We start from the raw sequence: 25,282 nt of genomic DNA, 5'->3' as shown, positions 1-25,282 counted from the left end.
ATAAACTTGGGAACAAGAAGATTGCTGCCAAGCTATGAACTATGCCTTTCCGTGTAATCTTTAAATGCACCTCTGTTAGAGTCAAAATATAGCTTCACACTGCCAATTGGTCCATTTCTCTGCTTTGCAATAATGAGCTCTGCAATGTTTCTAATTTTTTCCATTTTCTCTTGCCATTCCCGATGTTTATTGTTTCCTTCATTTGGCTGTTTTCTTAGTTCATAATACTCTTCTCTATAGAGAAACATTACTATATCTGCGTCTTGCTCTATGCTCCCTGAATCACGTAAATCAGAAAGTTGTGGTTTTTTATCATCCCTCTGCTCAACAGAACGAGAGAGCTGAGATAGTGCAACAATGGGAATATTTAGCTCCTTTGCAATTGCTTTCAAACCCTGCGTCACTTCCGAGATTTCTTGCACTCTATTTTCATTACTCCTTTTTGTTGTTCCTCTGATTAGCTGCAAATAATCAATGAATACCACTTCTACATTATATAATTGATACAGCAAGCGTATTCTGGTGCGAAGGGCACTAATTGATAGCGCAGGGGTGTCATCTATGATGAAAGGCAGTTCAGATAATTCTGTACTAGTATTGATAAATTCATGCAATTCAAAATCACTAATTCTCCCGGTTAATGCCTTATAATAACTAATCCCTGAATCTATAGTGATCAGCCTTGCAGTTAATTGCTCTGCTGACATTTCAAGCGAGAAAAACGCTACATAGTGTTGCTTATCTGCTCTTTTTTGCAACATCTTACAAGCATTAAGTGCGATGTTTAGCGCCAATGCTGTTTTACCCATAGAAGGCCTTGCAGCTAAAATTAATAAATCAGATTTTTGTAGACCACCAAGAAGCTGATTTAGATCTTGAAGTCCGGTTGTAACGCCTAGCGCTTCTGGATTATTTTTCAGTGTGCTGATCTTCTCAACTACATCTTTAATTGAACTTGCAAGTTTTATATATGTTTTCTCACCTTGTTTTTTTACTGCCAAATTGAACAATTTTGTCATTGCTTGTTCAATTTGCGCCTGTGCAGGATTTTCAATATCGTAGTTGTAGCTATCACCAACTATTTCTTGCCCGAGCTTAATTAAACATCTCCTTAAGTAAGTATCACGGATTATTCTAGTCAAACTATAGATATCAAGCGCAATACTTGCCTTCGCTGCAAGCTTTGCTAAGTACTCTACCCCACCACATTCGGTAAATGCTTTGTCGTGCTCAAAAAACATCTTGAGGCTCAGTTCATTGGCAATTATGCCATGTTTCCTGGTTTTGGATATTTGCGTAAAAATACTTTGATGTAATGGATCATAGAAATTCTCCGCTGTGATTGTGTCTTCAACCGCATCACAGATTCTATTATCACGAATCATTGCACCAATAAGCATCTGTTCAGCTTCTAGATTATGCGGTAATTTACATATTTCCTTGTCTACACTTCTTGAACCCAAGAGACTAGCTAATTCATTCATTTTAAGTTTTGAGAGTAACTGTTGATTATTGTAGAATATTTAGTCCTAATTTGAAAGATGTAAAGGCAAAAAAATTTGACTAATTCCGTGTTGCCTATAGCATTAAAACTTAATGCCCCTGTGGTGGAATGGTAGACACGGCAGACTCAAAATCTGTTGCTTGCAAAAGCATGCTGGTTCAAGTCCGGCCAGGGGCAGATTAAATATTGGAAAGCGTATATATGTTACATAAATTTTTTGATCGTTTATTTTCTATTTTTTCTTCTATAAATGTTATTCAAAAGGTAAAGAAAGACGAAAATGGAATATGTTATGTAACGGGCCTCAGGCGCTATATATCAGTATTGCTTGATTTGATTATTATCGTTTTGTTCTTGCAGTTTTGCAGCCAAGCCTTTAATCAGCTCTTTACAAACTCAGAGGATAGCAAAATATTAAGTCAAATTGCTGCAAAATACCAAATGCAAGTGCCACTTTCTATAGAAGAAAAGGCAATGCAGAGTAGACTTGTAAAATTAATGATTCTAAATCAAATAGTTCAGTTTATTATGCTCTTTTGCTATGTAATATATATGTGGGTAAAGTTTGCTGCTACACCTGGAAAACTATTATTTGGGCTCAGAGTTGTGGATGCACAAACCTTCGGAAAAATGACTTTAAGGCAAGCAACCAAGAGATTTTTTTCCCTCATACTATCATTTGCACCATTATTCTTGGGCTTTTTATGGTCAAATTTCAACAAACGCTGTCAAACTTGGCACGATAAGATCGCAGGCACAGTGGTTGTCACGAGTAAAAGCCTTAGAAGGCAGAGCTAAAAACTACTTGACACCCTTCGCCAGCCCCTTTATCATGATACTGAAGGTATTCATTTATCTTCAATCTGTGCAGATTAAACGACAACAGTATTACGTATTGGCGTCTTATTTTTAATTTTTTGCACTATGTGCACGCACTGGGATGACACCTCTGGGCACTGCCTTCGTAAAGGAACCAGTGTCAGCTACTCGGATGACAAAGGAGGACAGTGTCTCAGCTACTTTCATGACACCATTTGCTGTCTTTAAAAATGAATGTTCTTACAATTGTGCGTCATGCGCTTTATTAAATATTTTACTTAAAAATCTAATTTCTTATTATACAAGAGATAAGCAATTCATTGATGATGAAAAATTACAAAAAGGGGCATAGAAAGCGCCTAAGAGAGAAAATTATTTTAGATAATGGACAATCATTACTTGATTATGAAGTTTTAGAGCACATTTTATATTCAGCATATAGTAGAATTGATGTAAAACCGGTGGCAAAGAGTTTGATAGAAAGTTTTGGCAGCTTAATAAAGTTTTTAATGCTGACCTGGAAGCGCTGCAAAACGTTGATGGTGTCAGCAATGCAGCGATATCTGCCATCTTTTGTGTAAAACAAGCCTTTGTTCGTTCTGCAAGAGAAGAAATAAAAAACCTGCCTGTAATCGATAACTGGGAAAAATTGCTTGATTATTTAAGAATAAGTATAGGAAGCCTCAATAAGGAAAATTTTCGCGTCATCTATATGAATAAAAAGTATCGTCTAATAGCGGAAGACCTGCAAAATATTGGTACAGTAGATCAAACTCCTCTTTATGTCAGAGAGATCATCAAGCGCGCACTTTTGATTGGTTCAACATCCATTGTAATATCTCACAATCATCCAAGCGGAGATACACAACCTTCAAATAGCGATATATCTCTCACTAGACAACTAGCAGAAGCTTGCCAAAGTATAGGAATAGAATTAATAGATCACATTATTATTACATTCAGTAGCTATTTTAGTTTCAAGGAAAATAGGTTGTTGTGAAAGCCTTTATAGCTACAGTAACTTAGATTTACCGACAATCGTCATTCCGCTACGTGTTAGCGGCTAAGAGATACCGTGACGGGATGACGTAGGGGTTGCCGAGAACTTGTCATTCCAGTGCTTGACACTGGAATCCAGTTTTCTTTACAAATTCACCAAAAGTGCTTCATTCTATAACGCAAAACCCATACTCACCAAACTCAATGTATTACTTGCAATTAAGTTTTCTGGATCCCAGTGTCACGCACTGGGATGACAAGAAAGAGGGCACTGGAATAACAGGAGAAGGAGGCACTGGAATGACGAATTTGTCGTTTTTTAAATTGGTTGCTAAACCAGAATTACTTTAGCTATAGATTCTTTTACCGCACTCTTGCAATCAAGTTTCATCAAAAGTCAGATTGCAGAGTTAAATCCTCCATATAAATAACCACGCACTCCACTTGCTTGTTTGGATATATTTCTTGTACTAAGGTTTTATAGGTCAACATTTGCTTTTTTATTTCATTTAATGAGGAAACAGAAACGTTACGGTGTGACTTGTAGTCAATTATGATTGCTTTATCTTGCGTTATGCATAGCCTATCTAGTCGTACTAATACTGACTTGCCATCAATTGTTCCACTCAGTGTAATCTCTGATTTGCCTTCCAAGTCAAACAAATAGCCATATTTTTCATTAAAGGCTAATATTTTACTGTAAATTTCATCCTTATCTTCACTGATGTTATCAAGGTATTTTCTGACCCAATTTTTTCTCCTTTCTTTTTCTATCTTGGGCATATACTGCAATATGCTGTGAATTATTAAGCCTCTTGTATAACTGTCTTTCGTTTCAGCGCTACTTTTTGTCATCCCAGTACCCCTATTTGTCATCCCAGTGCGTGACACTGGGATCCAGGCTTCTTTTTTTCTGGATTCCAGCATCAAGTGCTGGAATGACACCGGAGAGTGAGTAGCTGATGCTGGTTCTCCTTCTTTTTTACTGGATCCCAGTGTCACGCACTGGGATGACAGGGGAGGACGCTGGGATGACAGGGGAGAGTGAGTAGCTGATGCTGGTTCTCCTTCTTTTTTACTGGATTCCAGTGTCACGCGCTGGAATGACATTGATAGGTTTGGCGGAAGGGAAATGACCGGAACGTCAAAGTAATCACGTTTTTTATAAATGTAAGGGTAGTTTGCGTTCACACATAGCACTTCAACTTTTTCTTTAAATATTGGCTGTAAGTATACTTGTTTCTTTTCATATGATGTTCCATACTGAGTGATTAGATCATACCAAGAGCCCTTTTGCACTGGCTCTTTACTTAAGATGTATAACTCATCTTCAGCACGCGTGAGTGCTACGTATAATAAACGCAAATATTCATTATAATCCTCTAGTTTTTTCTCTCTTTTTACTTGATCGCAATAAGCGTTGTTGTTTTTTCCACACCAAAATGGCACTTCTGTTCCATCAAAGATAATGCTTTCACTGTTTCTTGGCACTGTGTTTGTATCAACCAAAAATACTATGGGAGCTTGCAGACCTTTTGATTTATGAATTGTCATTATTCGCACAGCATTGCGTTCTGATTGCATATCATTCTTAATCTCCGGGTTATTCTCCTTGATCCACTGAACAAACGCTTGAAGAGATGGGTTCTCAAATTGCAACACAAGGTTCATAAATTCGTCTAGAACCTCGAAGCACTCAAGACCTAGCCTTGCAGCAAATTTCTTCTTACCTGTGCGCAGTATATGCGTGAATAATGCGAGAGGGGATTCTGTGCGAGATAAGTTAATGAGATAGTTTAATTGACTATAGATAACCACAGAATAATCCTGAATTCTTTCCCATAGTGAATGCTCTTTACGGTCGTATGCAATGTTAAATAAATCATCCTCGGTAAAATTAAACAGTGGTGATTTTAAAGCATTTGCAAGAGCTAAATCATTTGCCTGGAGGAGTAAAAATTCGGCCAAAGCTATTAAGTCCTGCACGGCTATATAGTCCATAATTCTAAAATAATCCCGGCCTACAACTGGCACGTTTGCTTTTTTAAGTTCGCTTATTATGTAATCAACTAATACGTTTCGTTGTCGTACCAGAACCATAATGTCTCTTGGTTCTATATGGCGATCTTTAGCGACTAAAATCCGCCCTTCGTTTAACCAATTGTGAATTCTGTTAGCTATTGTTTGAGCAAGTAATCGATCTGCTATTGTATAACCTTCCTTGCATGTCAGAGGAATTTGTAAAGCTTGCTGTTCTTTCTCTTTGCGCCTTGGTAATGCTGGCCAAATTTCAATATATCCTTGGTCATTTTCTCTATGTGGAACATGTTTTATTTCATTATCATTAAAAGATATTTCTGCGCGGAAGTTATTAAATATTCTATCTACAAGCATCAAAACTTCTGGAGTTGAACGAAATGACTTTTCAAGTTGGCATGATATCCAATCTCTACCACCAGTTTTCGTATGAAAGTATTGTTGCATATAGTTGAATAGATGGGGATTTGCTCCTTGAAATCTATATATGGATTGTTTTACGTCACCAACTACAAATAAGGTTCGCTTTTCATCATTACCGGTAAAAAATTCATCGCAGAGATTTGTTATAATTTTCCACTGGCTGATGCTATTGTCTTGTGCCTCATCAACAAGGATGTGATCTATTTTTTGATCTAAGTTAAACAATACCCAATCTTTATGATCTGGGTCGCTGAGAAGATTTGTTGCTAAGTCAATTATATCATTGTAGTCAAGCAGTGCATTTTTTGATTTTTCGCTACTGTATAGATCAACATATACTTTAAATATACCAAGTAAGCTACTGGTTCTCTTGAATATTTGATAAGAGTTCATGTCTCTTATATGAGTAAACACTACATTCTGAACGTTCTCTATTATTTGCTCTGCATCTTTGAATTTCTCCAAAATACTTTTTGTTGCAATGGATGATATGCTCTTTTTTTCGTGCGATTCTGATTTGAGAAATACCTTGGCTAGGTTTTCTATTTTGGTGTCATTCCACTTTATTCCGGTGTCATCCGAGTAGCTGACACTGGTTCTTTTTTTCTGGATTCCAGTGTCAAGCACTGGAATGACAGTAGAATAAAGTATTTCACTATAACTCTGATCTCTTTTACTGCCTTCACTTAATATCTCGGCTAGTCTTCCCACGTGCTCAATTGTTTCACTCTGTAAGTCATGAATTTCATCTGGGGCGCTCAATTTATCTTTGATATATTTCGAATCATTTGCTGACATCGATCTTTTTACACATAAAGTATAAAGCAAATCGCGCAGCTTATTTTCATCAAATTCAGCCGCAATAAGGTTGATATCCTCCTGCACATTTTCGTTATGAAGCACTTTATTGAATATGATGGAATGTAATTCTTTGCATTCGCTCAGCGTGCAATTTGGAGCAATGCAAGCTTCTATAGGAAAGCTGGAGATTAATTTGTAACAGAAAGCGTGTATGGTTTGTATAGTTAGACCAAGATTTTCCAGTTCAGAGAAAAGCCTTCTTGCTCTTGTTAAATAATCTTTATTTTTTCTGGATCCCTCCGTCATCCCAGCATTCTCCTTTGTCATCCCAGTGCTTGACACTGGGATCCATTCTTTTTTTTTACTGGATTCCAGCGTCACGCGCTGGAATGACATCGGAAAGAAATCTAGTTGTTCTAGATCTGCTGCCAACACACTCTCTGAGCATATTGCCCACTTACTGAGTATGCTGTGAATGCGATTCTCCATCTCGTTTGCTGCAGCATTGGTGAACGTTAAGCAGAGAATATTTCTTTTGTTTTCTAATAAAAGTCTCAATACCCTGTCTATTAAGATTTTTGTTTTGCCTGTACCAGCAGATGCATTTACCCACACAGAGAAATTAGGATTTATGGCATTTGATCTCATCAGAAGTGCGAAAACCTTATAAAAGTTGACTAGAATAGCATTATACATATAATGTAAAAATAATCTTAGTGAAGATATATAATGAAAAGTTTTTGTGTAAAGGCGCCTGCAAAAATCAATCTTTTTTTGCATATTGTAGACAAAAAAGAAACAGGATATCACTTAATTGAAGGTTTATTTGTCTTTGCTAATCTCTCTAATTTTTTGGAAATAAAAGTAGGTGAGAAGGATTCTAGATACGATAACTCTACAGTTGAATTTATAAACTCCGAGTCTAAAATAAATAACCAATATAACACTGTAATGAAAGCGGTTAATCTGCTGCTTAGGCATGCTCCTGTACGCACTAAAGTCACTGTAAAGGTTGTAAAAAACATACCAATTGCTGCAGGACTTGGTAGCGGATCCTCAGATGCTGGAGCTGTGGTACGTACGCTAGGGAAGCTGTGGGAGATTGATAGGACGATTTTAAATGAAATAGCCTTAAACGTTGGCGCTGATGTTCCCGCAAGTGTAGATAGCAAGCCTGTTTTTGTTAGAGGTATTGGTGAAGAATTGTGCCACATAAAAAAGTTCTCTTTACCCACGAATGTGGTGCTTGTGAAACCGAAAAAAAAGTTTTTGAGTACACCAGAGGTATTTTCCAAACATGAAGGAAAATTTTCTGAGCCAATTAAATGGAGCGATGACGCTGAAAAGGATTTGTTGAAGCTTCTTAAAGAGACGAGAAACGATCTTCAAGAAATAGCAATAAGCCTTGTACCTGAAATTAAGGATGTGATATCAACACTTGAGTCACAAGAAGGCTCTATACTTTCTCGCATGTCAGGCAGTGGTGTAGCATGTTTTGGAATATTCGATAGTGAGGAAAATGCAAAAGCTGCTGCAGTTAATATCGGAAAAAAGCAACCAGAATGGTGGGTATGTGACACTCAATTAATAGTTTGACTTTATGCCCTTAATTTCCGAGAATAAAAATCTTATAAATGGTTACAGGGAAGGAAAATTTTTGGTAAACAATCAAGAATATTATGGCTCAATTATAATTTTTCCTGAAAAGGTGATAAAATTGAAAGAAAGTGATATAAATAGCAAGGAGCATTTTGAATCTTTTTTAACGGAGGAAATAGAAATTTTGTTAATAGGTACTGGTAAAACACGCAATATACTAAATTCTTCAGTGAAGTCCTATCTTATGGAGCAAAAAGGTTTAAATTTTGAATTTATGACAACCGGTGCAGCATGCAGAACCCATAACGTTTTAATATCCGAAGATAGATTTGTTGTCAGTTATCTAATAGCCATATAGCATGTTTGAAATGTTTACCCAGGATTTTTTCATCAATAGTCTAGTTGCAGTAGTCGTAATTAGCCTAGTAACAGGCGCTTTAGGATCGTTTATGATATGGCAAAGGTTATCTTATCTTGGTGATAGTTTGTCCCATTCTTCATTGCTTGGTATTGCACTTGCTTTGATCTTTAAGATTAGCCCATCGCTCAGCATAATGCTCATTGCAATTACATTTGCTATACTACTTTCTCTTAATTTTAACAGATTATATTCTGCTGATACGATATTGAACATTGTTACCAATGTAGTTTTATCATCGAGTTTAATACTTATGTCTTTTCTTCCATCTGGCAATAATAGTATTATTAGCTCACTGTTTGGTGATATATTAACGCTCGATCAAAGTGATATAGTATTGATTTTTTTAACCTCTGCAGTAGTTACTTTGATATTAATATTTAGATGGCGTTATTGGTTAATGATTTCAATTAATCAAGATTTAGCAGTAGTTGAAAAAATTAATGTTACCTTTGTTAGACTAGAATTTTTAATCACTCTTGCTATATTTATAGCAATTGCTGCCCAATTAATAGGGATATTACTCATTGCTGCATTTTTGCTAATACCAGCAGCATCTGCAAGGCTCATTTCGAAAACTCCGATGCAGATGATTATTGTTGCAACAGTTTTTTCTGTGATTTCTGGGATATCGGGTCTCATGTTATCTGCAAGTTTTGATTTGTTAACTGGACCTGCAATTATACTTGTTGCAGCCGTATATTTAATTATCGCTTATTTTATAAGGCTAGTATTAAGCAGGTTGGCTTAATTTTAATCTCGAATGTTAATAATTTTGTAATATACTCATTATAAAACATCACTATCTTAGCACAATTTGCTATATTATTGTTTATGTGCTAATGATAAGATGTTAGTTTTATGGAGTAAGTAATATGAGCGAAGAAGGATTTTTTTCTAAATATATAGTACAACCTATGAAAAATTTTTACAATAAGTGTGCTTCTTTTTGGAGGAAGGATGCGTCAGATGATGTAGCAGGTGATGTGCATAATATTGCACAAGAAAGCTCCGAGTCTTTGGATACTCATGTATAGTCAAATGAGAATGATATCATATAGGTGGCATGAGGGTTACACCATCCAAAGTTAAAAGATTCCTAGAGAAACCTGATGCTTTACGTGGTGTGTTAATTCATGGAAGTGATAACAGTAGGGTTGATTTTTATGTACAAGAAATAATTGCTAATTTGGATGAGTATTCAGTTCAGGTGATGGATTTTGCAATAGTGAATAAGTCACCCGGTTTACTATTTTCTGAATTGGCAAACATTTCGATGTTTACCAGCAAAAAATTAATTAAGCTGATAAATGTGAGTGGAGGTATATCCAAAGAGTTAAAAAATGTATTGGATTATAACGCAAGTGGTCATTATGTAATGATGGTAGCAAGTGATCTTCCATATAATTCTGCGACTAAAAGTTATATGGAGAGTTCAAAAATTTTTGGTGTAATTGCTTGCTATAAGGACAGCAACAGTAATCTTTATGATATTATATCAAGTTACTTAAAACAAAATGATATAAAATGCACAAATGAGATAATCTACCATTTGCAATCTTACTTTAATCATAGCAAGCTGCCTATATGTTCAGAACTTGAGAAGTTAGTTTTGTACTTAGGGGAGAGAAAAGACCTAAAACTTACTGATATAGAATTATGCTTTTCAACTTCCGGCAATGACTATGCTACACTTGATGATCTATGCTCTGCCATAGCAAGTAAAGATATGTCGCGTTTCATTAGAATTTCTGATGCATTGATATCGCAAGAAAATTTTTCACCGATAGCACTAATTCGCATTATATCAAATTATTTCCTACGCCTTGAAAACGCTTTGCTGTCAGTGCAAGGTGGAATGAGTGAGCAGGTTGCAATTGATCAACTGAGTCCTCCATTGTTTTTTAAACAATTGCAGAGTTTTAAATCTCATTTGAAAAGTTTGCAACTTTCAGAACTTAAGAAGATCTTGGAAAAATTGATAAGCTTAGAAGTTACCTGTAAAAAAACTGATTTAGATCATAAAATGATTTTTCAACATGCACTGACGGGTAGCTGACTACTCGGATCCAGCCTTTCTTATAATTTGTATTAAACAGGACTTGATATGACACTTTAAAAAAGTAAGTTAAGAATAATAAAAATAAGGAGTGTTAGAAATGAGTACAATACAAACAAAAATACTAAAACCAAAACTAGGATTACTAGAGCTAGCAAAACAATTAGGAAATGTGTCTCAAGCGTGCAAAGTGATGGGATACTCAAGAGATACATTTTATCGATTCAAGGAGTTATATGAAAATGGGGGAGAAGAAGCATTACATGAAATAAGTAAGAAAAAACCGCTATTAGCAAACAGAGTTTCGGAAGATATAGAAAGAGCAATAATTGGCATAGCTACAGAATTTCCTGCATATGGACAAGAAAGAGCTGCAAATGAGCTGAGAAAAAGAGGTATAATAATTTCCCAAGGAGGAGTAAGATCTGTATGGCTAAGAAATGACCTTGAAACTTTGAAAAAGAGACTTAAAGCACTGGAGGCAAAAGTAGCTCAAGACGGAATCATTTTAACTGAAGAACAACTTGCAGCTTTAGAAAAAGTGAAAGAACAAAGGGAAGCTCATGGTGAAATTGAGACGCAACATCCAGGTTATTTGGGTTCTCAAGATACCTATTATGTGGGCAATATCAAAGGCATAGGGCGCATTTATCAGCAAACTTTTGTTGATACTTATTCCAGAGTTGCAATGGTTAAACTTTACACGGACAGAACAGCTATTACAGCTGCAGATCTTCTTAACGATAGAGTTATCCCATTTTTTGATGAGCAGAGAATTCCATTATTACGCATTCTAACTGATAGGGGTACGGAGTATTGTGGCAAGCCCGAAAATCACGCTTATCAGCTATATTTAGGAATCGAAAATATCGATCATTCTAGAACCAAAGCCAACTCTCCACAAACTAATGGCATATGTGAAAGATTCCATAGAACTATGCAAGATGAGTGTTACAATATTATCTTTAGAAAGAAAATCTACTATTCTTTGGAGGATCTACAGATCGATGTTGATCATTGGTTGCGTTCTTACAATGAGACAAGGCCTCACTCAGGCAAATACTGCTATGGCAAAACACCTATGCAAACGTTTTTTGACAGTAAACATATTGCTTTTCAGAAAAATATTAGTAGCATTAAACAACAGCCTGATATTAGTTTTGACTACGTCAATTCTTCTGTCAGTTAATTCTTCTCTGTCAGATTAAATCTTGTCTTTTACACTTCAATTTATATTGAAATACCTTTATTAGTATCTTTTTTTTGTTGTGACTCAGCAACCTGTTTAGCCCAATCTAGTGGTCTTTTATTTCTGTTAGCTAATGCAATTCTATTGCGATCATAACCATCAGTGTGTTCTGTTAAAGTATCTCCTCTTTCTTCTTCTATTACTCCAGCTTTCAGTTGTGCTTCATCTTTCTCTAGTAATTTATATAGTTCGCTATTTTTATCTACGGTTGGATTAGTGTCAGCATTTTCTCGTTCTGCCACTGTTTTTTCTAACCACTTACGTATAGGGTCATATTGTTTACCTTCTCCTATCTTTTCTAAAACGTTTTCTGAGAATGAATCTTTAGGAATATTTTCTTTAGTAGCCTGTTGTGCCGGTTCTCTTAACCCTTTATCCAATGCTTCTTTTAACTCACTCGTATCTCCGATTTCTTTTGGTTCAATGTTTTCTAAGCTCTTCTTTAACTGCTCAGGATTTACTTGAGATTGTTCATGATTGGCATGAGTTGGAGATGAATAGCCCGAATCGTTTGTTTTTATGTCTGTTGAGCTGTCTTTGAGCAACCCAACTTCTCCCAAGCGTTTTTTAGTTTCTTCACTAATCTGACTCTGATCAGCCGGTTTTAACCCGAGATTTTCTTGACCTAATGTATTTTTAAGTTCTTCAAATAGAGTTAGATTAATATGTTCTTCTAATTTCCTTCCTACCTGTTTTAAATCTGTTTGAGATTTACTATCACTATTAGTTGGAGATATATAGCCTGAATCACTTATACTATTTGGTGTTGAAGCAGAGACACTAACAGTTGGACCTTCCACTATTTTTACATCTGCTAAATCGTCTTTTTGCAATCCATCTTCTTTATCTTGTGACAGTTTATCAGTAGGATCAACTTGCCTTAATCCTCTATTATCCTGCTGTGATCTATCTCTGATTTCTTTAAGAAGATTTTCAGGTGGAGTTTGATCACTTTGTTCAATGTTCTCTAAGATCTTCTTTAACTGTTCAGGATTTACTTGAGATTGTTCATTATTGTCATGAGTTGGAGATGAATAGCCCGAGTCACTTTTATTATTGAGTGCTGTAGCAGAGAGCGGCTGTTCACTTTCTTTCCACTTAGCATCATTAGCATCTTGGTTGTCACTGTTATCTGGAGAAGATGAATAAGGAATTCTGTCCTTTAATGTCTCTAACGGTGATGGGTTATTTTTTCTACTTCCTGCAATTGATGCTTTTCTATCATCAACATCAATGTGCCGTAAGTTGTTTTTCTTGAAATTTCTGATGTCTTGTAACAGATCGCCTTTGCTATTTCCTTCTTGTTGCTGGGTTTTAGGTTGTTGCTGATCATTAGGTGTTTGCTCACTTCTATCTGGTTTTTGGCTTCCAGGTACAGCATGTCCAAATGTAGGATTGTCATACCGTTCATCTTCTTGCCTATTATCTTGATTGTGGCTTACAGACTTGGTGAAAGTAGAACTATCTGAAGAATCAGAAGTTGCACCTTTTTGCTGATTATTAGGTGTTTGCTCATTTTCGCGCAAGTCATCTGGTTTTTGGCTTCCAGATTTGGCTCCCCCTTGCTCATCGAAAACACCTTTTTCAGGTGGTAGTGAACTAGTTCTAGGTGGAAGTGGCGGAGGAGTTTTTTTGTTCTGAGGATTCTCCTCAAAAAGCGATTGTAGGTTATAAACTTGACCTCCCGAATTTGCTTCTCGTGCTGCTTGTCTAAGCTCACGCTTTTCTTTAGCCTCCTGAGAATTAATTTTATCGTCAAAATCTTTTCCAATTCCGCTATCGTAAGACTGCCTTCTGCTGTTAGATTGTAGTCCAAAATGTGAATGGTGGTCTTCTTTTTTTTGAGTTATATCAGTAGCTTGAACGCTAACACCTCTATTAACATCAATTCTTGTTGTAGTTTCAGATGATAGCTCGTTACTGTCTTTATTATGTTGCACCTCATTCACTTTTCCTTTTTCCCTGAATTCTATTTCATGCAAGAATAAACCACCTATTTTTACATCTTGATTCGCTTCTAACCGTTCTAGAGAAAAATCATCACCTTTAACAAGTTCTACACCGTTAGCATCAATCTTAATTTTGATCTTGCATTCTTCCCCTTTCGCATACCATTTCAGAGTCATTTCATATGAACCATCGGTTACGACATAATGTCTTACTTTTCTCTTTTCTTTCCCTTCACCTTCCTCGGCAACAAAACCGTGCATTCCGCTCTTTCCATCACTATGCAATGTTGAAAACCCCGAGATTCCATTCTTCTGACAAAAATCACTGTTTAAAAATTCGCTGATTTTAAACTCTTTTTTGTTATCTCCCAGCGTAATACTTGCGTGATTACCGTATATTGAAACTCCTGCAACATCATCAACATACTCTTTCAACCTTGCTTTAACTTCACTTTCAAGCTTTTGTTCGGCTTTCTTTATCTTGTTCCACTCTGGGGGAATAACTTCATAAGCTTTATTTTTGTTTTCATCTTCGTCCCAATTCCAGTTGGTGTGTTCTGTTAAAAACTTTACTGTGTTAAAACCAACTACGGCATTGTAAATTGATTCATCTTCTTTTCTTATCTCATTAGATAGAAGATTTTCATCTTTTTCTTTTATCTCTTTGAATAAAAACGAAAAATTTTCAATAAACTCATCATAGCTGTGTTTTTGTTGTGTATCGTTAGTGCCCATATATCCCTCACTAATAACCCTCTGCCTTTAGTTCTAGCTAATACTAGCTAACATAATTATCACAAGCATTGGTTAAATTTTTATTAAGGAAGGTTGTGTTACTAATGTGATGACACAAGCTATTTTATGGTAACATCAAACGATTTAAGTTGTCATTCCAGTCTGGAATCCAGCCTTTCACGAACCCCATCAAAAATGTTGTGTTTTAACATAAGATTAGCTACTTTTATGCTCACTAACTTAGTGCCAATCAAGATTCCTGGATCCCAGTGTCTGGGCACTGGGATGACATCCTTCTTGGCAGAAATCACTCTTATATCACAACAGCTGCATAGCCTAAATTGCTTTAGCTATAGCTCTGTTTTTGCAACTTCAAATATCTGCTACTCATAGTAAACACTTCTGGATCTTGAGAGGTTAGCTTGAGTATAGCGAGTATGTTGATAAACAACAAAGCAGCAATCGAGATATCAGCAACATCCCATAGCAACCGGACTTTACCTATCGCACCAAGCGGAATGATCATGGTAAAAATTACAATCCAGATTTTAGTGTATTTATTATCCATAGACACATAGCGTATTGTCTGTTTTGAGCAAAAAAACCAAGTAAAAATAGTAGTAAAAGCAAAACAAAACATTATGGCCATAATTAAATAGTCAATATAAGGCCAATTCATTGCCTTTCTAAAAGCAAATATGCACATGTTAGTGCTCTCTAAATCAGTAATCCAAGAATCTGTGACAAGCAGTACCATTGTTGTAATAAACACTATAAACGCAACTATAAAAGGCGATATTATCGTAATTAGACTCTGCTCAATAATAAATTTATTATTATTTTTCTTAGGAACAATTGAAGAATGTACGATTCCTTCAAGGCCAAGCCCTATATCTGTTGCAAAAATACCTCGCAAAGTTCCGACTTGAATAATAGTCAACATTTCTAGAATCAAACCTAGAGATAAACCAGAGTTAAAGCTACTGGTTGTAAAAAAACTGCTTGTTATTAGTTTTAGAGAAGGAAGAATATTTTCACTAAATTTAAATAATATGATACCGCAAAGTGTGAGGTAACTTACCGTCATTATCGGTATCATAGCCGATATAGAAATTTTAATTTTTTTTAAGCTGAGAGCTGCAACAACAAAAAATATTATGGCCATTACAATGCCACCAACAACTACAGGCACATCTATCATATTAAGTGGTATTGATAGAGAATTTACCTGAACAAGGTTACCAACTGTTATTGAAACCATCATCATAACAACCAGAAACACAATTGTAGCTTTTCTAGAATTAAATGCATCAGCCATGTAGGCTACAGGGCCACCTATAAACCGTCCGTTCTTTTCCTTTCTGGTTTTTATACTTAGATAACAAGTGACATATTTTATTACAGAAGTGATAACAATAATTATCGCCATCCACAAAATAAAGCCCGGTCCTCCGGTTTTTAGAGCAACAGCAGTTCCTGAAATATTTCCTACTCCTAAATTTCCCCCTAAAATTGTAAACAGAGCGGCTATAGAAGAAAATTTATTTTCTCCTTTTTTAGCTCCAAGGAGTGAAAGGGCGTATGGTAATCTAAATACCTGTAGCCATTTTAGTTTAATCGATAGGTAAACACCAGCAACTAGCATGAGTAATATTGTTGGCAGTAATAAAACAAACTTTACTATATCCATTTACATACTAAAAGTGAGTGTTTTGACTTAAGTATACATACAAAAGTTGAAAATACCTAACCTATTTTCTATGTATGACTTCGTTTCCGTCATTCTAGAAACCTTTTCTTGTCATCCCAGTGCGTGACACATAACTGTACGAACATTGTAATATGGTACAATGTTAAGACGATGTCATTCCAGTGCTTGACACTGGAATCCAGCTTCACCTTATGATGATGTCATCCCAGTAGCCCCTTCGGTGTCATCCCAGTGTCTGGGCACTGGGATGACATCTTTTTTCTTGGTACAAATTACTCTTATATCTCAATGTTCGTACAGTTAGTGCGTGACACTGGGATCTAAATTTTTTTATTATAGATCCCAGTGTCAGCTACTTGGATGACGCCATTTTAGAGGAATTCCCTTATACCACAAGTTTGTACAGATGTGGGTTTGACCATAGCTAGATTCCAGTGTCACGCACTGGAATGACACCTACCCCATGAGAACCCTATTTTTCATACCACTCATTTATAAGTTCATTGACATCAGAATCTATAAAATTCTTCAGTGGCTGTTTGATTTTTATCTCAGCATTTTTAGGGATGCACCTATCTTTACATATCGCATAATTTATATGGAAGTTAAGGTCAATATACCCTTGATTTGAAAACACATTCATCTTAAAGGGAAATAACACCATGTCCTCATATACGTTACTGATAAATATCTCTCTTCCTACTTTATCTCTATGTTTTTTTGGAGTAGGCCAGTAAATATCTATGTTTAATGTGTTACCCTTGCAATCAAAAGAAGTGGGAAAACCGAAATCTCCAGGATCTTTATAATATATGTGCCAGCCTGGTTTTACTGTAACCCTTATTGCACCTTTGAGAGTGAGGCTTGCTTCATTTATCTCGCCAATAAGTAAATCAAATTTTGCAATTTCCTCGTCAGCATATAGTTGAGTGCAAGAAAAAAATAAAAACAATATTAAATATATATGTATTTTCATTAAGGTAAATTTCTCCTTTTATAGAGAAAGTGATTTAGATTTTAATTATTATATTTAATAGCATTATATAGATTATTTATTAATATAGCATTATGCTATAGCTAAACTGACTTACGACAATCTGAAAAACGACAAATTCGTCATTCCGCTACTTATTAGCGGAATCTATGCCGAGATACCGCGAATGAATCCACAACTGTACGAACATTGTGATTTTGGCCCATAAGGAGGGTGTCATCCCAGTGCTTGACACTGGGATCCAGGAATTTTATTAAGTTGGCAAGCATAAAAATAGCTGTTTTTTGTTAAAATACAATGTTTTGATGATTATGGAAAGGCTGGATTCCAGTGTCAAGCACTGGAATGACATCATCCTTTTTTCTGAATTCTAGTGTCAGCTACTTTCATGACATCGTTTACTATGTGCCATATTGTAATGTTCGTACAGTTGTGGAATGAATCGCGGTATGACGTGTTGCTTGGGTCAGCTATAGTATAAATATACTAGGGGTTATAGTTTTCTTATGCTGCCTTTTTGTTATTAGACAACCACAATATAAAGGAGTGAAACGGATGCAAACAGTGGTGCCTTTCTGCACCAAACGTATTACCTTTAACGAATAGTAAAATGTGAGATTTTTTGGAATTACCGTGGAGCAATTGCTCCACGGTTTCATTCTACTTAGAATCCACCCATGCCACTCATTTCTCCTGCACCCATAGGAGATGAAGCATTTTCTTTGCTTGGTACATCAACTATCATAGATTCAGTAGTTATCAGCACACTCGCAACAGATACCGCTGTTTCAAAAGCGATACGAACCACTTTTGCTGGATCAATCACACCAGCTGTAAATGCATTAGCGTAATTCATAGCCTCAACGTTGTATATAAGCTCTTTATCATTCTGCTTAATCAAATAGTCAATTATAACAGCAGATTCAAGACCAGCATTTTTGACTAACCTTCTAATTGGAGCACTGAGAACTTTCTTGATAATGTTTATGCCTATTTGTTCCTCGTCACTTGCACCTTTTAATTTGTCGAGAACAGATGAAGCATAAAGAAGCGCAACCCCACCACCTGGAACTATACCTTCTTCAATTGCAGCTCTTGTTGCATGCAGCGCATCTTCGACTCTATCTCTACGTTCTTTAACTTCCACTTCACTTGCTCCACCAACTTTGAGCACAGCAACGCCACCTGATAATTTCGCTAAACGTTCTCTTAGCTTTTCTTTATCATAATTAGAAGTTGAAGTTTCAATTTGAGATTTAATCTGCTCGATTCTAGCTTTCACACTGTCAGAATCGCTATTTTCGCTGACAACTGTGGTATTATCTTTAGTAATTTTAACATTTTTAGCCGTACCAAGATCATCAAGCGTGAGATCTTCCATCTTGATTCCAAGTTCATCTTTTATGACGTACTTAGCACCAGTTAAAGTTGCTATGTCTTCGAGCATCTCCTTTCTTCTGTCACCAAAACCTGGAGCTTTTACTGCAGCAACTTTTAAACCCCCACGCAATTTATTGATAACTAAAGTGCTTAATGCTTCACCTTCGATATCCTCTGCAATAATAACCAAAGGTTTACCAGATTTAACAATAGCTTCAAGAATAGGAAGTAAAGGTTGAATAATATTTAATTTTTTCTCTGTAATTAATAGATAAGGATTATCAAGCTCCACGATCATTTTTTCATTATTTGTAATAAAATACGGAGAGAGATAACCGCGATCAAATTGCATGCCAGTAGTCAGCTCAACTTCTAACTCTTTTGAACCTTTACTCTCTTCAACAGTTATTACACCCTCTTTTCCAACTTTTTTCACGGAATCAGCGATACTGTTACCTATATCCTTATCACCATTTGCAGATATTATTGCAACTTGTGCCACTTCGTCTATTTTCTCTAGAGAAATTGTACGAGACATTGACGCAATTTCCTTTAATATTACATCTTTTGCCTTCTGTATTCCGTTTTTAATACCAACACGATCGTTTCCAGCAGCAATTGATTTTGAAGCTTCTATTATCATGTTGCTAGTTAGTATTGAGCACGTTGTTGTACCATCACCAACTTTGTCGTTACATTGAGAACAACTTTGTGCAAAGATGCTTGCTATCACAGCGTTTAATGGTTTTTCAGGCTTGATACCCTTCATCACCTTATAACCATCTTTTGTAATTTCTGGTGCTCCATAGGGCTTATTAATCCCTACTGTTTTTCCTCTAGGTCCCGCAGTTATTGCTACCGTTGAATCCACTATTGCTGCGACTTCACGAAAGGCTTCTTGCAACTGCTCACCTGATACTACTACATTAGTCATTTTTATCACCTCTTGTTAATAAAAAATTTAGAAAACTATAATAAAACCATTTACAATGCGCTATGTTGCGCTTTGTTTCAGTTTAGTAAAATAAAGACTGCTACTTAATGACAGCAAGTATATCGGATTCCTTCATCACGATAAGCTTCTCATTATTATGTTCTATTTCTGTACCAGCCCATTGGCGATAGAACACTTTATCACCAGCTTTCACAGTTAAAGTTACGCGTTCGCCACTTGAATTGCGTGAACCTTCACCAATTGCTATAACTTCACCTTTAGTAGGTTTCTTTTCAGCACTTGATGGAAGCACAATTCCACCTTGCTTTTCTTCGCTAATAGGCTTGATCAGCACGCTATCATCTAATACATTTAAACTTATACTTGACATTTGTTTTTCCTCATCAACAAATTAACTTATAAGTTTATATATATATACTCGTAAGTTAGATTTCAAGGGCTGGAGCTTGTAAAATATGCACGCCATTATAAAATATGCACGCCAAAAGCAGTTTCTAAAAGAGCCTAATGTTATATAATAGAATTTAGATTTATTTATAGAGATTTCATGAGTTATATACCATTTTTAAGTCGTGGTGTGATAGTGCTATATGGGCCTGACACTAGAGATTTTCTGCAGGGTATTATAACCAATGATATTAATAAGTTGGATAGCCAAAAAGCCATTTACTCTTTATTGCTTAGCCCTCAGGGAAAATATCTATATGATTTTTTTCTTATTGAATATGGTAAATACACCCTCTTGGAGTGCGAAAACATGCACTTGCAGCAAATAATCGAGAAACTGGATTTGCTTAAAACTTATTTGAAAGTGAAAATTAAAGACATTAGCGCACTATATAAGGTTGGAGTTTTGTTTAATACTAAGTTGGCGGAGTGTAGTAGTGAATCACAAGTTATTTTTCAAGATCCAAGGCACAAGCTGCTAGGAATGAGGATCATACATAAAGATGAAATAAAAGAGCCGGTTGGGGATTTTACTCAGTATGAAAAAGTCAGAATTCAAAATCTCGTTCCAGATGGAGCGAAAGATATGGTGCAGAATTCATCGTTTCCGCTGCAATTTTTAATCGATAAAGTAAACGGTATAAGCTTTAATAAGGGGTGTTATATAGGTCAGGAAGTCGTAAATCGAATGAGCAGACAAGAAATATTCAGAAGAAAACTTTACCTTGTTGAGGGGGATAACGCACTTCCAGATATTGGCACTAAAGTGACAAATGAAAACAATGAGGAAATAGGGGAACTGCGCTCTAGTGTAGACAACATTGGATTTGCATTGCTTAATACTGGAAAGAGCCATGCAAATTTATATGCAGATGGAGTTAGGTGCGTTAAGACGTTGAAGTCTTAAGGTAGCGCATATAGAAACGAAAAACTTGCTTGACACCCTTCGCCAGCGCCCTTATCATAACAGTGAAGCTATTTCATTTAACTTCGCAATCTGTGCAGATTAAAACGACAAGGACTCCTGATATAATGTTGAACATTCTTTTTCTGCATTTCCGGGAATGTTCAAAAAAGTGTGTCAAACCGAAAAAAAAGTAATAAATTGATATAAAAAAAATGGAGGTTTGACAATGAGTCAGAAAGTAGTAAACAGAACTACCGGTTTGGTAGATTACAAAGAACTGGAAGCAAATATACTGTCATCAATAAGGGAAGGAAGGCCGTTGACAGGAAGGGATGGAGCATTCACACCATTTATAAAAAAGCTGCTGGAGGCAAGTTTGGAAGGTGAAATAGAAAATCACTTGTTAGCTGAAAGTGAAGAGAATAATCGAAGAAATGGGAGAAATGGAAAGACTTTACGGACAAGTGCAGGTTCATTTGAGCTTTTGACGCCCAAAGATAGGGAGGGAAGCTTTGAACCCCAAATAGTCAAAAAAAGGCAAACAAACCAGAGCTTGAAACGAAGATTTTGAGCACATTTGCCAGTGGTATGGGCTATAGAGATATAGTGTCACATGTTGAGGAAATTTATGATCACAAAATATCGGCGGCAGAGATATCAAGTATTACTGATAAATTGCTACCAGTAATCAATGAATGGCGCAGTCGTCCGCTGCAATCTGTATATCCGATAGTGTTCATGGTTTTTTAAAGTCAAAGAGGACGGACATTGTGTAAGTAAATGTATGTACAATATATTGGGCATAGACCAAAATGGCAGAAAAGAAGTATTAGGTTTTTATTTGGCTGAAAGTGAAGGAGCTAACTTCTGGTTGTGTAAAAGACAAGATTTAATCTGACAGAGAAGAATTAACTGACAGAAGAATTGACGTAGTCAAAACTAATATCAGGCTGTTGTTTAATGCTACTAATATTTTTCTGAAAAGCAATATGTTTACTGTCAAAAAACGTTTGCATAGGTGTTTTGCCATAGCAGTATTTGCCTGAGTGAGGCCTTGTCTCATTGTAAGAACGCAACCAATGATCAACATCGATCTGTAGATCCTCCAAAGAATAGTAGATTTTCTTTCTAAAGATAATATTGTAACACTCATCTTGCATAGTTCTATGGAATCTTTCACATATGCCATTAGTTTGTGGAGAGTTGGCTTTGGTTCTAGAATGATCGATATTTTCGATTCCTAAATATAGCTGATAAGCGTGATTTTCGGGCTTGCCACAATACTCCGTACCCCTATCAGTTAGAATGCGTAATAATGGAATTCTCTGCTCATCAAAAAATGGGATAACTCTATCGTTAAGAAGATCTGCAGCTGTAATAGCTGTTCTGTCCGTGTAAAGTTTAACCATTGCAACTCTGGAATAAGTATCAACAAAAGTTTGCTGATAAATGCGCCCTATGCCTTTGATATTGCCCACATAATAGGTATCTTGAGAACCCAAATAACCTGGATGTTGCGTCTCAATTTCACCATGAGCTTCCCTTTGTTCTTTCACTTTTTCTAAAGCTGCAAGTTGTTCTTCAGTTAAAATGATTCCGTCTTGAGCTACTTTTGCCTCCAGTGCTTTAAGTCTCTTTTTCAAAGTTTCAAGGTCATTTCTTAGCTATACAGATCTTACTCCTCCTTGGGAAATTATTATACCTCTTTTTCTCAGCTCATTTGCAGCTCTTTCTTGTCCATATGCAGGAAATTCTGTAGCTATGCCAATTATTGCTCTTTCTATATCTTCCGAAACTCTGTTTGCTAATAGCGGTTTTTTCTTACTTATTTCATGTAATGCTTCTTCTCCCCCATTTTCATATAACTCCTTGAATCGATAAAATGTATCTCTTGAGTATCCCATCACTTTGCACGCTTGAGACACATTTCCTAATTGTTTTGCTAGCTCTAGTAATCCTAGTTTTGGTTTTAGTATTTTTGTTTGTATTGTACTCATTTCTAACACTCCTTATTTTTATTATTCTTAACTTACTTTTTTAAAGTGTCATATCAAGTCCTGTTTAATACATAAGTTCTATTGAGAAGGTGGCAGAGAGTAGAAACGTAGGTAGGGTATCATTGTGAAGATGGTTGGGGTTAAGTTGCAACTTAAGTGGGGCGCAAAAGGTCTTTTGTGTTGATAATAATTTAAAATCTATAGTAGACTAAAAAAGATTATTAAATTATAATATAACATATGATAAAAGACGAGAAATTGAAAACAATTTTTGAAGTGGAAGGGGCAGTAACTGCTTTACTACCTGCAGCAGAATTTAGAGTGAAACTGGACAATGAACATGAGATTATCTGTCATGTATCAGGGAAAGTGAGAAGAAGTAAAATACGCATCATTATAGGGGATAGGGTGTTAGTTGAGATGAGCATTTACGATAGGAATGCGAGAAAGGGTAGGATCATTAGAAGGCTTAAAGGTACAAGTGAAAGAACGATCTCTAAATAATCTTATTCTTGCTTCATCATCGAAAAGGCGTATAGCTTTACTAAAACAAATAAACATTGAGCCAGGTTTAATTTTGCCAGCAGATATAGATGAAGCCCCTTTAAAAAAGGAACTTCCGAAGGATTACTCAATCCGTATGGCAAAAAGTAAAGCGGAGAAAATACAAAGCTCAAATCCAAATTACTTTGTGCTTGGTGTTGATACAGTTGGTGCTTGTGGTAGAAGGATATTGCTCAAAGCTGAAAACGTTGAGCAAGCAGAAAAATGTATCCGCTTGTTATCAGGAAGAAGGCATAGAGTATACACCAGTGTATGTCTATTAACTCCCGATCAATCTAAACAACATATCAGGACTGTGGTTACAATAGTGAAATTTAAACGTCTCAGTGAACAAGAAATTAAGTATTATTTAGCATCAGAAGAGTGGAAAAATAGGGCAGGGGGATGCAATATACAAGGCCTAGCTGGAGTGTTCGTATTGTTCTTACGCGGCTCCTACTCTTCCGTTATAGGGTTACCATTACATGAAACCTATTGTTTGCTAAGCAATTATTTTAACTTCAATTGTATTAAACAGGACTTGATATGACACTTTAAAAAAGTAAGTTAAGAATAATAAAAATAAGGAGTGTTAGAAATGAGTACAATACAAACAAAAATACTAAAACCAAAACTAGGATTACTAGAGCTAGCAAAACAATTAGGAAATGTGTCTCAAGCGTGCAAAGTGATGGGATACTCAAGAGATACATTTTATCGATTCAAGGAGTTATATGAAAATGGGGGAGAAGAAGCATTACATGAAATAAGTAAGAAAAAACCGCTATTAGCAAACAGAGTTTCGGAAGATATAGAAAGAGCAATAATTGGCATAGCTACAGAATTTCCTGCATATGGACAAGAAAGAGCTGCAAATGAGCTGAGAAAAAGAGGTATAATAATTTCCCAAGGAGGAGTAAGATCTGTATGGCTAAGAAATGACCTTGAAACTTTGAAAAAGAGACTTAAAGCACTGGAGGCAAAAGTAGCTCAAGACGGAATCATTTTAACTGAAGAACAACTTGCAGCTTTAGAAAAAGTGAAAGAACAAAGGGAAGCTCATGGTGAAATTGAGACGCAACATCCAGGTTATTTGGGTTCTCAAGATACCTATTATGTGGGCAATATCAAAGGCATAGGGCGCATTTATCAGCAAACTTTTGTTGATACTTATTCCAGAGTTGCAATGGTTAAACTTTACACGGACAGAACAGCTATTACAGCTGCAGATCTTCTTAACGATAGAGTTATCCCATTTTTTGATGAGCAGAGAATTCCATTATTACGCATTCTAACTGATAGGGGTACGGAGTATTGTGGCAAGCCCGAAAATCACGCTTATCAGCTATATTTAGGAATCGAAAATATCGATCATTCTAGAACCAAAGCCAACTCTCCACAAACTAATGGCATATGTGAAAGATTCCATAGAACTATGCAAGATGAGTGTTACAATATTATCTTTAGAAAGAAAATCTACTATTCTTTGGAGGATCTACAGATCGATGTTGATCATTGGTTGCGTTCTTACAATGAGACAAGGCCTCACTCAGGCAAATACTGCTATGGCAAAACACCTATGCAAACGTTTTTTGACAGTAAACATATTGCTTTTCAGAAAAATATTAGTAGCATTAAACAACAGCCTGATATTAGTTTTGACTACGTCAATTCTTCTGTCAGTTAATTCTTCTCTGTCAGATTAAATCTTGTCTTTTACAGATTTTATTTTTAGCGTTGCTTCTTATATTATGTA

The 25,282-nt window shown here is 35.9% G+C and carries 19 protein-coding genes, 1 tRNA gene and 3 pseudogenes; 15 read left to right on the top strand and 8 right to left on the bottom strand.

Annotated elements, in window-relative coordinates; all coding sequences use genetic code 11:
* Nucleotides 1-32: 32 nt before the first annotated feature.
* On the bottom strand, nucleotides 33-1,484 hold the full coding sequence (locus OPR49_RS04160) for a replicative DNA helicase (protein WP_064124936.1): 1,452 nt from the start codon (nucleotides 1,482-1,484) through the stop codon (nucleotides 33-35).
* Nucleotides 1,485-1,598: 114 nt separating this feature from the next.
* On the opposite strand from OPR49_RS04160, the gene OPR49_RS04155 reads away from it, so the two are divergent.
* The 4 genes and pseudogenes from OPR49_RS04155 (at nucleotide 1,599) to radC (ending at nucleotide 3,323) form a co-directional block, all read left to right on the top strand.
* A tRNA-Leu gene (locus OPR49_RS04155) sits at nucleotides 1,599-1,681 on the top strand.
* A gap of 24 nt (nucleotides 1,682-1,705) precedes the next feature.
* Nucleotides 1,706-2,302: an RDD family protein gene (locus tag OPR49_RS04150; RefSeq protein ID WP_265026742.1), complete on the top strand. Its 597-nt coding sequence runs from the start codon at nucleotides 1,706-1,708 to the stop codon at nucleotides 2,300-2,302.
* Nucleotides 2,303-2,480: 178 nt separating this feature from the next.
* Nucleotides 2,481-2,675: a hypothetical protein gene (locus OPR49_RS04145; RefSeq protein WP_155968352.1), complete on the top strand. Its 195-nt coding sequence runs from the start codon at nucleotides 2,481-2,483 to the stop codon at nucleotides 2,673-2,675.
* Nucleotides 2,650-3,323: pseudogene (radC, locus tag OPR49_RS04140) on the top strand (RadC family protein). Before OPR49_RS04145 ends, radC begins: the two are co-directional and overlap by 26 nt.
* A gap of 389 nt (nucleotides 3,324-3,712) precedes the next feature.
* On the opposite strand, the gene OPR49_RS04135 reads toward radC, so the two are convergent.
* Nucleotides 3,713-7,231 carry a UvrD-helicase domain-containing protein gene (locus tag OPR49_RS04135; protein WP_265026741.1) on the bottom strand — a complete coding sequence of 1,173 codons (3,519 nt, stop codon included), beginning with the start codon at nucleotides 7,229-7,231 and terminating at the stop codon, nucleotides 3,713-3,715.
* 81 nt (nucleotides 7,232-7,312) lie between these two features.
* Between OPR49_RS04135 and OPR49_RS04130 the strand changes: the two genes are divergently transcribed.
* The 6 genes from OPR49_RS04130 (at nucleotide 7,313) to OPR49_RS04105 (ending at nucleotide 11,848) form a co-directional block, all read left to right on the top strand.
* On the top strand, nucleotides 7,313-8,179 hold the full coding sequence (locus tag OPR49_RS04130) for a 4-(cytidine 5'-diphospho)-2-C-methyl-D-erythritol kinase (protein ID WP_265026740.1): 867 nt from the start codon (nucleotides 7,313-7,315) through the stop codon (nucleotides 8,177-8,179).
* A gap of 4 nt (nucleotides 8,180-8,183) precedes the next feature.
* Complete coding sequence (locus OPR49_RS04125) at nucleotides 8,184-8,540, top strand: Mth938-like domain-containing protein (protein WP_265026739.1); 357 nt, start codon at nucleotides 8,184-8,186, stop codon at nucleotides 8,538-8,540.
* A 1-nt stretch (nucleotide 8,541) separates the two neighbouring features.
* On the top strand, nucleotides 8,542-9,351 hold the full coding sequence (locus tag OPR49_RS04120) for a metal ABC transporter permease (protein WP_264718789.1): 810 nt from the start codon (nucleotides 8,542-8,544) through the stop codon (nucleotides 9,349-9,351).
* Nucleotides 9,352-9,475: 124 nt separating this feature from the next.
* A complete protein-coding gene (locus OPR49_RS04115) occupies nucleotides 9,476-9,637 on the top strand; it encodes a hypothetical protein (RefSeq protein ID WP_265026738.1) in 162 nt (53 codons plus the stop codon).
* A gap of 29 nt (nucleotides 9,638-9,666) precedes the next feature.
* Nucleotides 9,667-10,659: a DNA polymerase III subunit delta gene (holA, locus tag OPR49_RS04110; protein WP_265026737.1), complete on the top strand. Its 993-nt coding sequence runs from the start codon at nucleotides 9,667-9,669 to the stop codon at nucleotides 10,657-10,659.
* Nucleotides 10,660-10,759: 100 nt separating this feature from the next.
* On the top strand, nucleotides 10,760-11,848 hold the full coding sequence (locus OPR49_RS04105) for an IS481 family transposase (RefSeq protein WP_265027486.1): 1,089 nt from the start codon (nucleotides 10,760-10,762) through the stop codon (nucleotides 11,846-11,848).
* Between the two features lie 41 nt (nucleotides 11,849-11,889).
* Here the strand turns inward: OPR49_RS04105 and OPR49_RS04100 are convergent, their stop codons facing one another.
* From OPR49_RS04100 to OPR49_RS04080, 5 genes are all read right to left on the bottom strand, one after another.
* Complete coding sequence (locus OPR49_RS04100; protein WP_265026735.1) at nucleotides 11,890-14,592, bottom strand: hypothetical protein; 2,703 nt, start codon at nucleotides 14,590-14,592, stop codon at nucleotides 11,890-11,892.
* Nucleotides 14,593-14,938: 346 nt separating this feature from the next.
* Nucleotides 14,939-16,282, bottom strand: coding sequence for an alanine:cation symporter family protein (locus OPR49_RS04095; protein ID WP_265026734.1), 1,344 nt, complete (start codon nucleotides 16,280-16,282; stop codon nucleotides 14,939-14,941).
* Nucleotides 16,283-16,775: 493 nt separating this feature from the next.
* Nucleotides 16,776-17,279, bottom strand: a complete 504-nt coding sequence (locus OPR49_RS04090; RefSeq protein WP_065094754.1) for a protein-disulfide reductase DsbD domain-containing protein — start codon at nucleotides 17,277-17,279, stop codon at nucleotides 16,776-16,778.
* 682 nt (nucleotides 17,280-17,961) lie between these two features.
* Nucleotides 17,962-19,611: a chaperonin GroEL gene (gene groL, locus OPR49_RS04085; RefSeq protein ID WP_265026733.1), complete on the bottom strand. Its 1,650-nt coding sequence runs from the start codon at nucleotides 19,609-19,611 to the stop codon at nucleotides 17,962-17,964.
* A gap of 100 nt (nucleotides 19,612-19,711) precedes the next feature.
* Nucleotides 19,712-19,993: a co-chaperone GroES gene (locus OPR49_RS04080; protein ID WP_173862895.1), complete on the bottom strand. Its 282-nt coding sequence runs from the start codon at nucleotides 19,991-19,993 to the stop codon at nucleotides 19,712-19,714.
* 186 nt (nucleotides 19,994-20,179) lie between these two features.
* Here OPR49_RS04080 and ygfZ point away from each other — a divergent pair, with 186 nt between their 5' ends.
* Nucleotides 20,180-20,986 (top strand): CAF17-like 4Fe-4S cluster assembly/insertion protein YgfZ, encoded by an 807-nt coding sequence (gene ygfZ, locus OPR49_RS04075; RefSeq protein ID WP_265026732.1) that lies wholly within the window; start codon nucleotides 20,180-20,182, stop codon nucleotides 20,984-20,986.
* 226 nt (nucleotides 20,987-21,212) lie between these two features.
* Nucleotides 21,213-21,878, top strand: a pseudogene (locus tag OPR49_RS04070) (IS256 family transposase); the annotation flags it as partial.
* Nucleotides 21,879-21,894: 16 nt separating this feature from the next.
* On the opposite strand, the pseudogene OPR49_RS04065 reads toward OPR49_RS04070, so the two are convergent.
* Nucleotides 21,895-22,983, bottom strand: a pseudogene (locus OPR49_RS04065) (IS481 family transposase).
* A gap of 240 nt (nucleotides 22,984-23,223) precedes the next feature.
* Here OPR49_RS04065 and infA point away from each other — a divergent pair.
* From infA to OPR49_RS04050, 3 genes are read left to right on the top strand one after another with little or no spacing between them, the layout of a single operon-like run.
* Complete coding sequence (gene infA / locus OPR49_RS04060) at nucleotides 23,224-23,487, top strand: translation initiation factor IF-1 (RefSeq protein WP_265026731.1); 264 nt, start codon at nucleotides 23,224-23,226, stop codon at nucleotides 23,485-23,487.
* Nucleotides 23,465-24,076, top strand: coding sequence for a Maf family nucleotide pyrophosphatase (locus OPR49_RS04055; RefSeq protein WP_265026730.1), 612 nt, complete (start codon nucleotides 23,465-23,467; stop codon nucleotides 24,074-24,076). The genes infA and OPR49_RS04055 overlap by 23 nt, the downstream gene beginning before the upstream one ends.
* 48 nt (nucleotides 24,077-24,124) lie before the next feature.
* Nucleotides 24,125-25,213 (top strand): IS481 family transposase, encoded by a 1,089-nt coding sequence (locus tag OPR49_RS04050; RefSeq protein ID WP_265027486.1) that lies wholly within the window; start codon nucleotides 24,125-24,127, stop codon nucleotides 25,211-25,213.
* Nucleotides 25,214-25,282 lie beyond the last annotated feature (69 nt).

Origin of the sequence: Wolbachia endosymbiont (group A) of Bombylius major (assembly GCF_947251895.1) — a bacterium.
In the GTDB taxonomy this organism is placed as follows: domain Bacteria; phylum Pseudomonadota; class Alphaproteobacteria; order Rickettsiales; family Anaplasmataceae; genus Wolbachia; species Wolbachia pipientis.
This window is presented reverse-complemented; position numbering and strand designations above follow the sequence as displayed.

What these genes read in the sequence shown, in the direction of transcription:
- OPR49_RS04095 (WP_265026734.1), bottom strand. Translation starts at nt 16,282, where the DNA reads ATGGATATAGTAAAGTTTGTTTTATTACTGCCAACAATATTACTCATG.
- OPR49_RS04125 (WP_265026739.1), top strand. Translation starts at nt 8,184, where the DNA reads ATGCCCTTAATTTCCGAGAATAAAAATCTTATAAATGGTTACAGGGAA.
- OPR49_RS04135 (WP_265026741.1), bottom strand. Translation starts at nt 7,231, where the DNA reads ATGAGATCAAATGCCATAAATCCTAATTTCTCTGTGTGGGTAAATGCA.
- holA (WP_265026737.1), top strand. Translation starts at nt 9,667, where the DNA reads ATGAGGGTTACACCATCCAAAGTTAAAAGATTCCTAGAGAAACCTGAT.
- OPR49_RS04150 (WP_265026742.1), top strand. Translation starts at nt 1,706, where the DNA reads ATGTTACATAAATTTTTTGATCGTTTATTTTCTATTTTTTCTTCTATA.
- OPR49_RS04100 (WP_265026735.1), bottom strand. Translation starts at nt 14,592, where the DNA reads ATGGGCACTAACGATACACAACAAAAACACAGCTATGATGAGTTTATT.
- OPR49_RS04090 (WP_065094754.1), bottom strand. Translation starts at nt 17,279, where the DNA reads ATGAAAATACATATATATTTAATATTGTTTTTATTTTTTTCTTGCACT.
- ygfZ (WP_265026732.1), top strand. Translation starts at nt 20,180, where the DNA reads ATGAGTTATATACCATTTTTAAGTCGTGGTGTGATAGTGCTATATGGG.
- infA (WP_265026731.1), top strand. Translation starts at nt 23,224, where the DNA reads ATGATAAAAGACGAGAAATTGAAAACAATTTTTGAAGTGGAAGGGGCA.
- OPR49_RS04160 (WP_064124936.1), bottom strand. Translation starts at nt 1,484, where the DNA reads ATGAATGAATTAGCTAGTCTCTTGGGTTCAAGAAGTGTAGACAAGGAA.
- OPR49_RS04050 (WP_265027486.1), top strand. Translation starts at nt 24,125, where the DNA reads ATGAGTACAATACAAACAAAAATACTAAAACCAAAACTAGGATTACTA.
- OPR49_RS04130 (WP_265026740.1), top strand. Translation starts at nt 7,313, where the DNA reads ATGAAAAGTTTTTGTGTAAAGGCGCCTGCAAAAATCAATCTTTTTTTG.
- OPR49_RS04115 (WP_265026738.1), top strand. Translation starts at nt 9,476, where the DNA reads ATGAGCGAAGAAGGATTTTTTTCTAAATATATAGTACAACCTATGAAA.
- OPR49_RS04105 (WP_265027486.1), top strand. Translation starts at nt 10,760, where the DNA reads ATGAGTACAATACAAACAAAAATACTAAAACCAAAACTAGGATTACTA.
- groL (WP_265026733.1), bottom strand. Translation starts at nt 19,611, where the DNA reads ATGACTAATGTAGTAGTATCAGGTGAGCAGTTGCAAGAAGCCTTTCGT.
- OPR49_RS04120 (WP_264718789.1), top strand. Translation starts at nt 8,542, where the DNA reads ATGTTTGAAATGTTTACCCAGGATTTTTTCATCAATAGTCTAGTTGCA.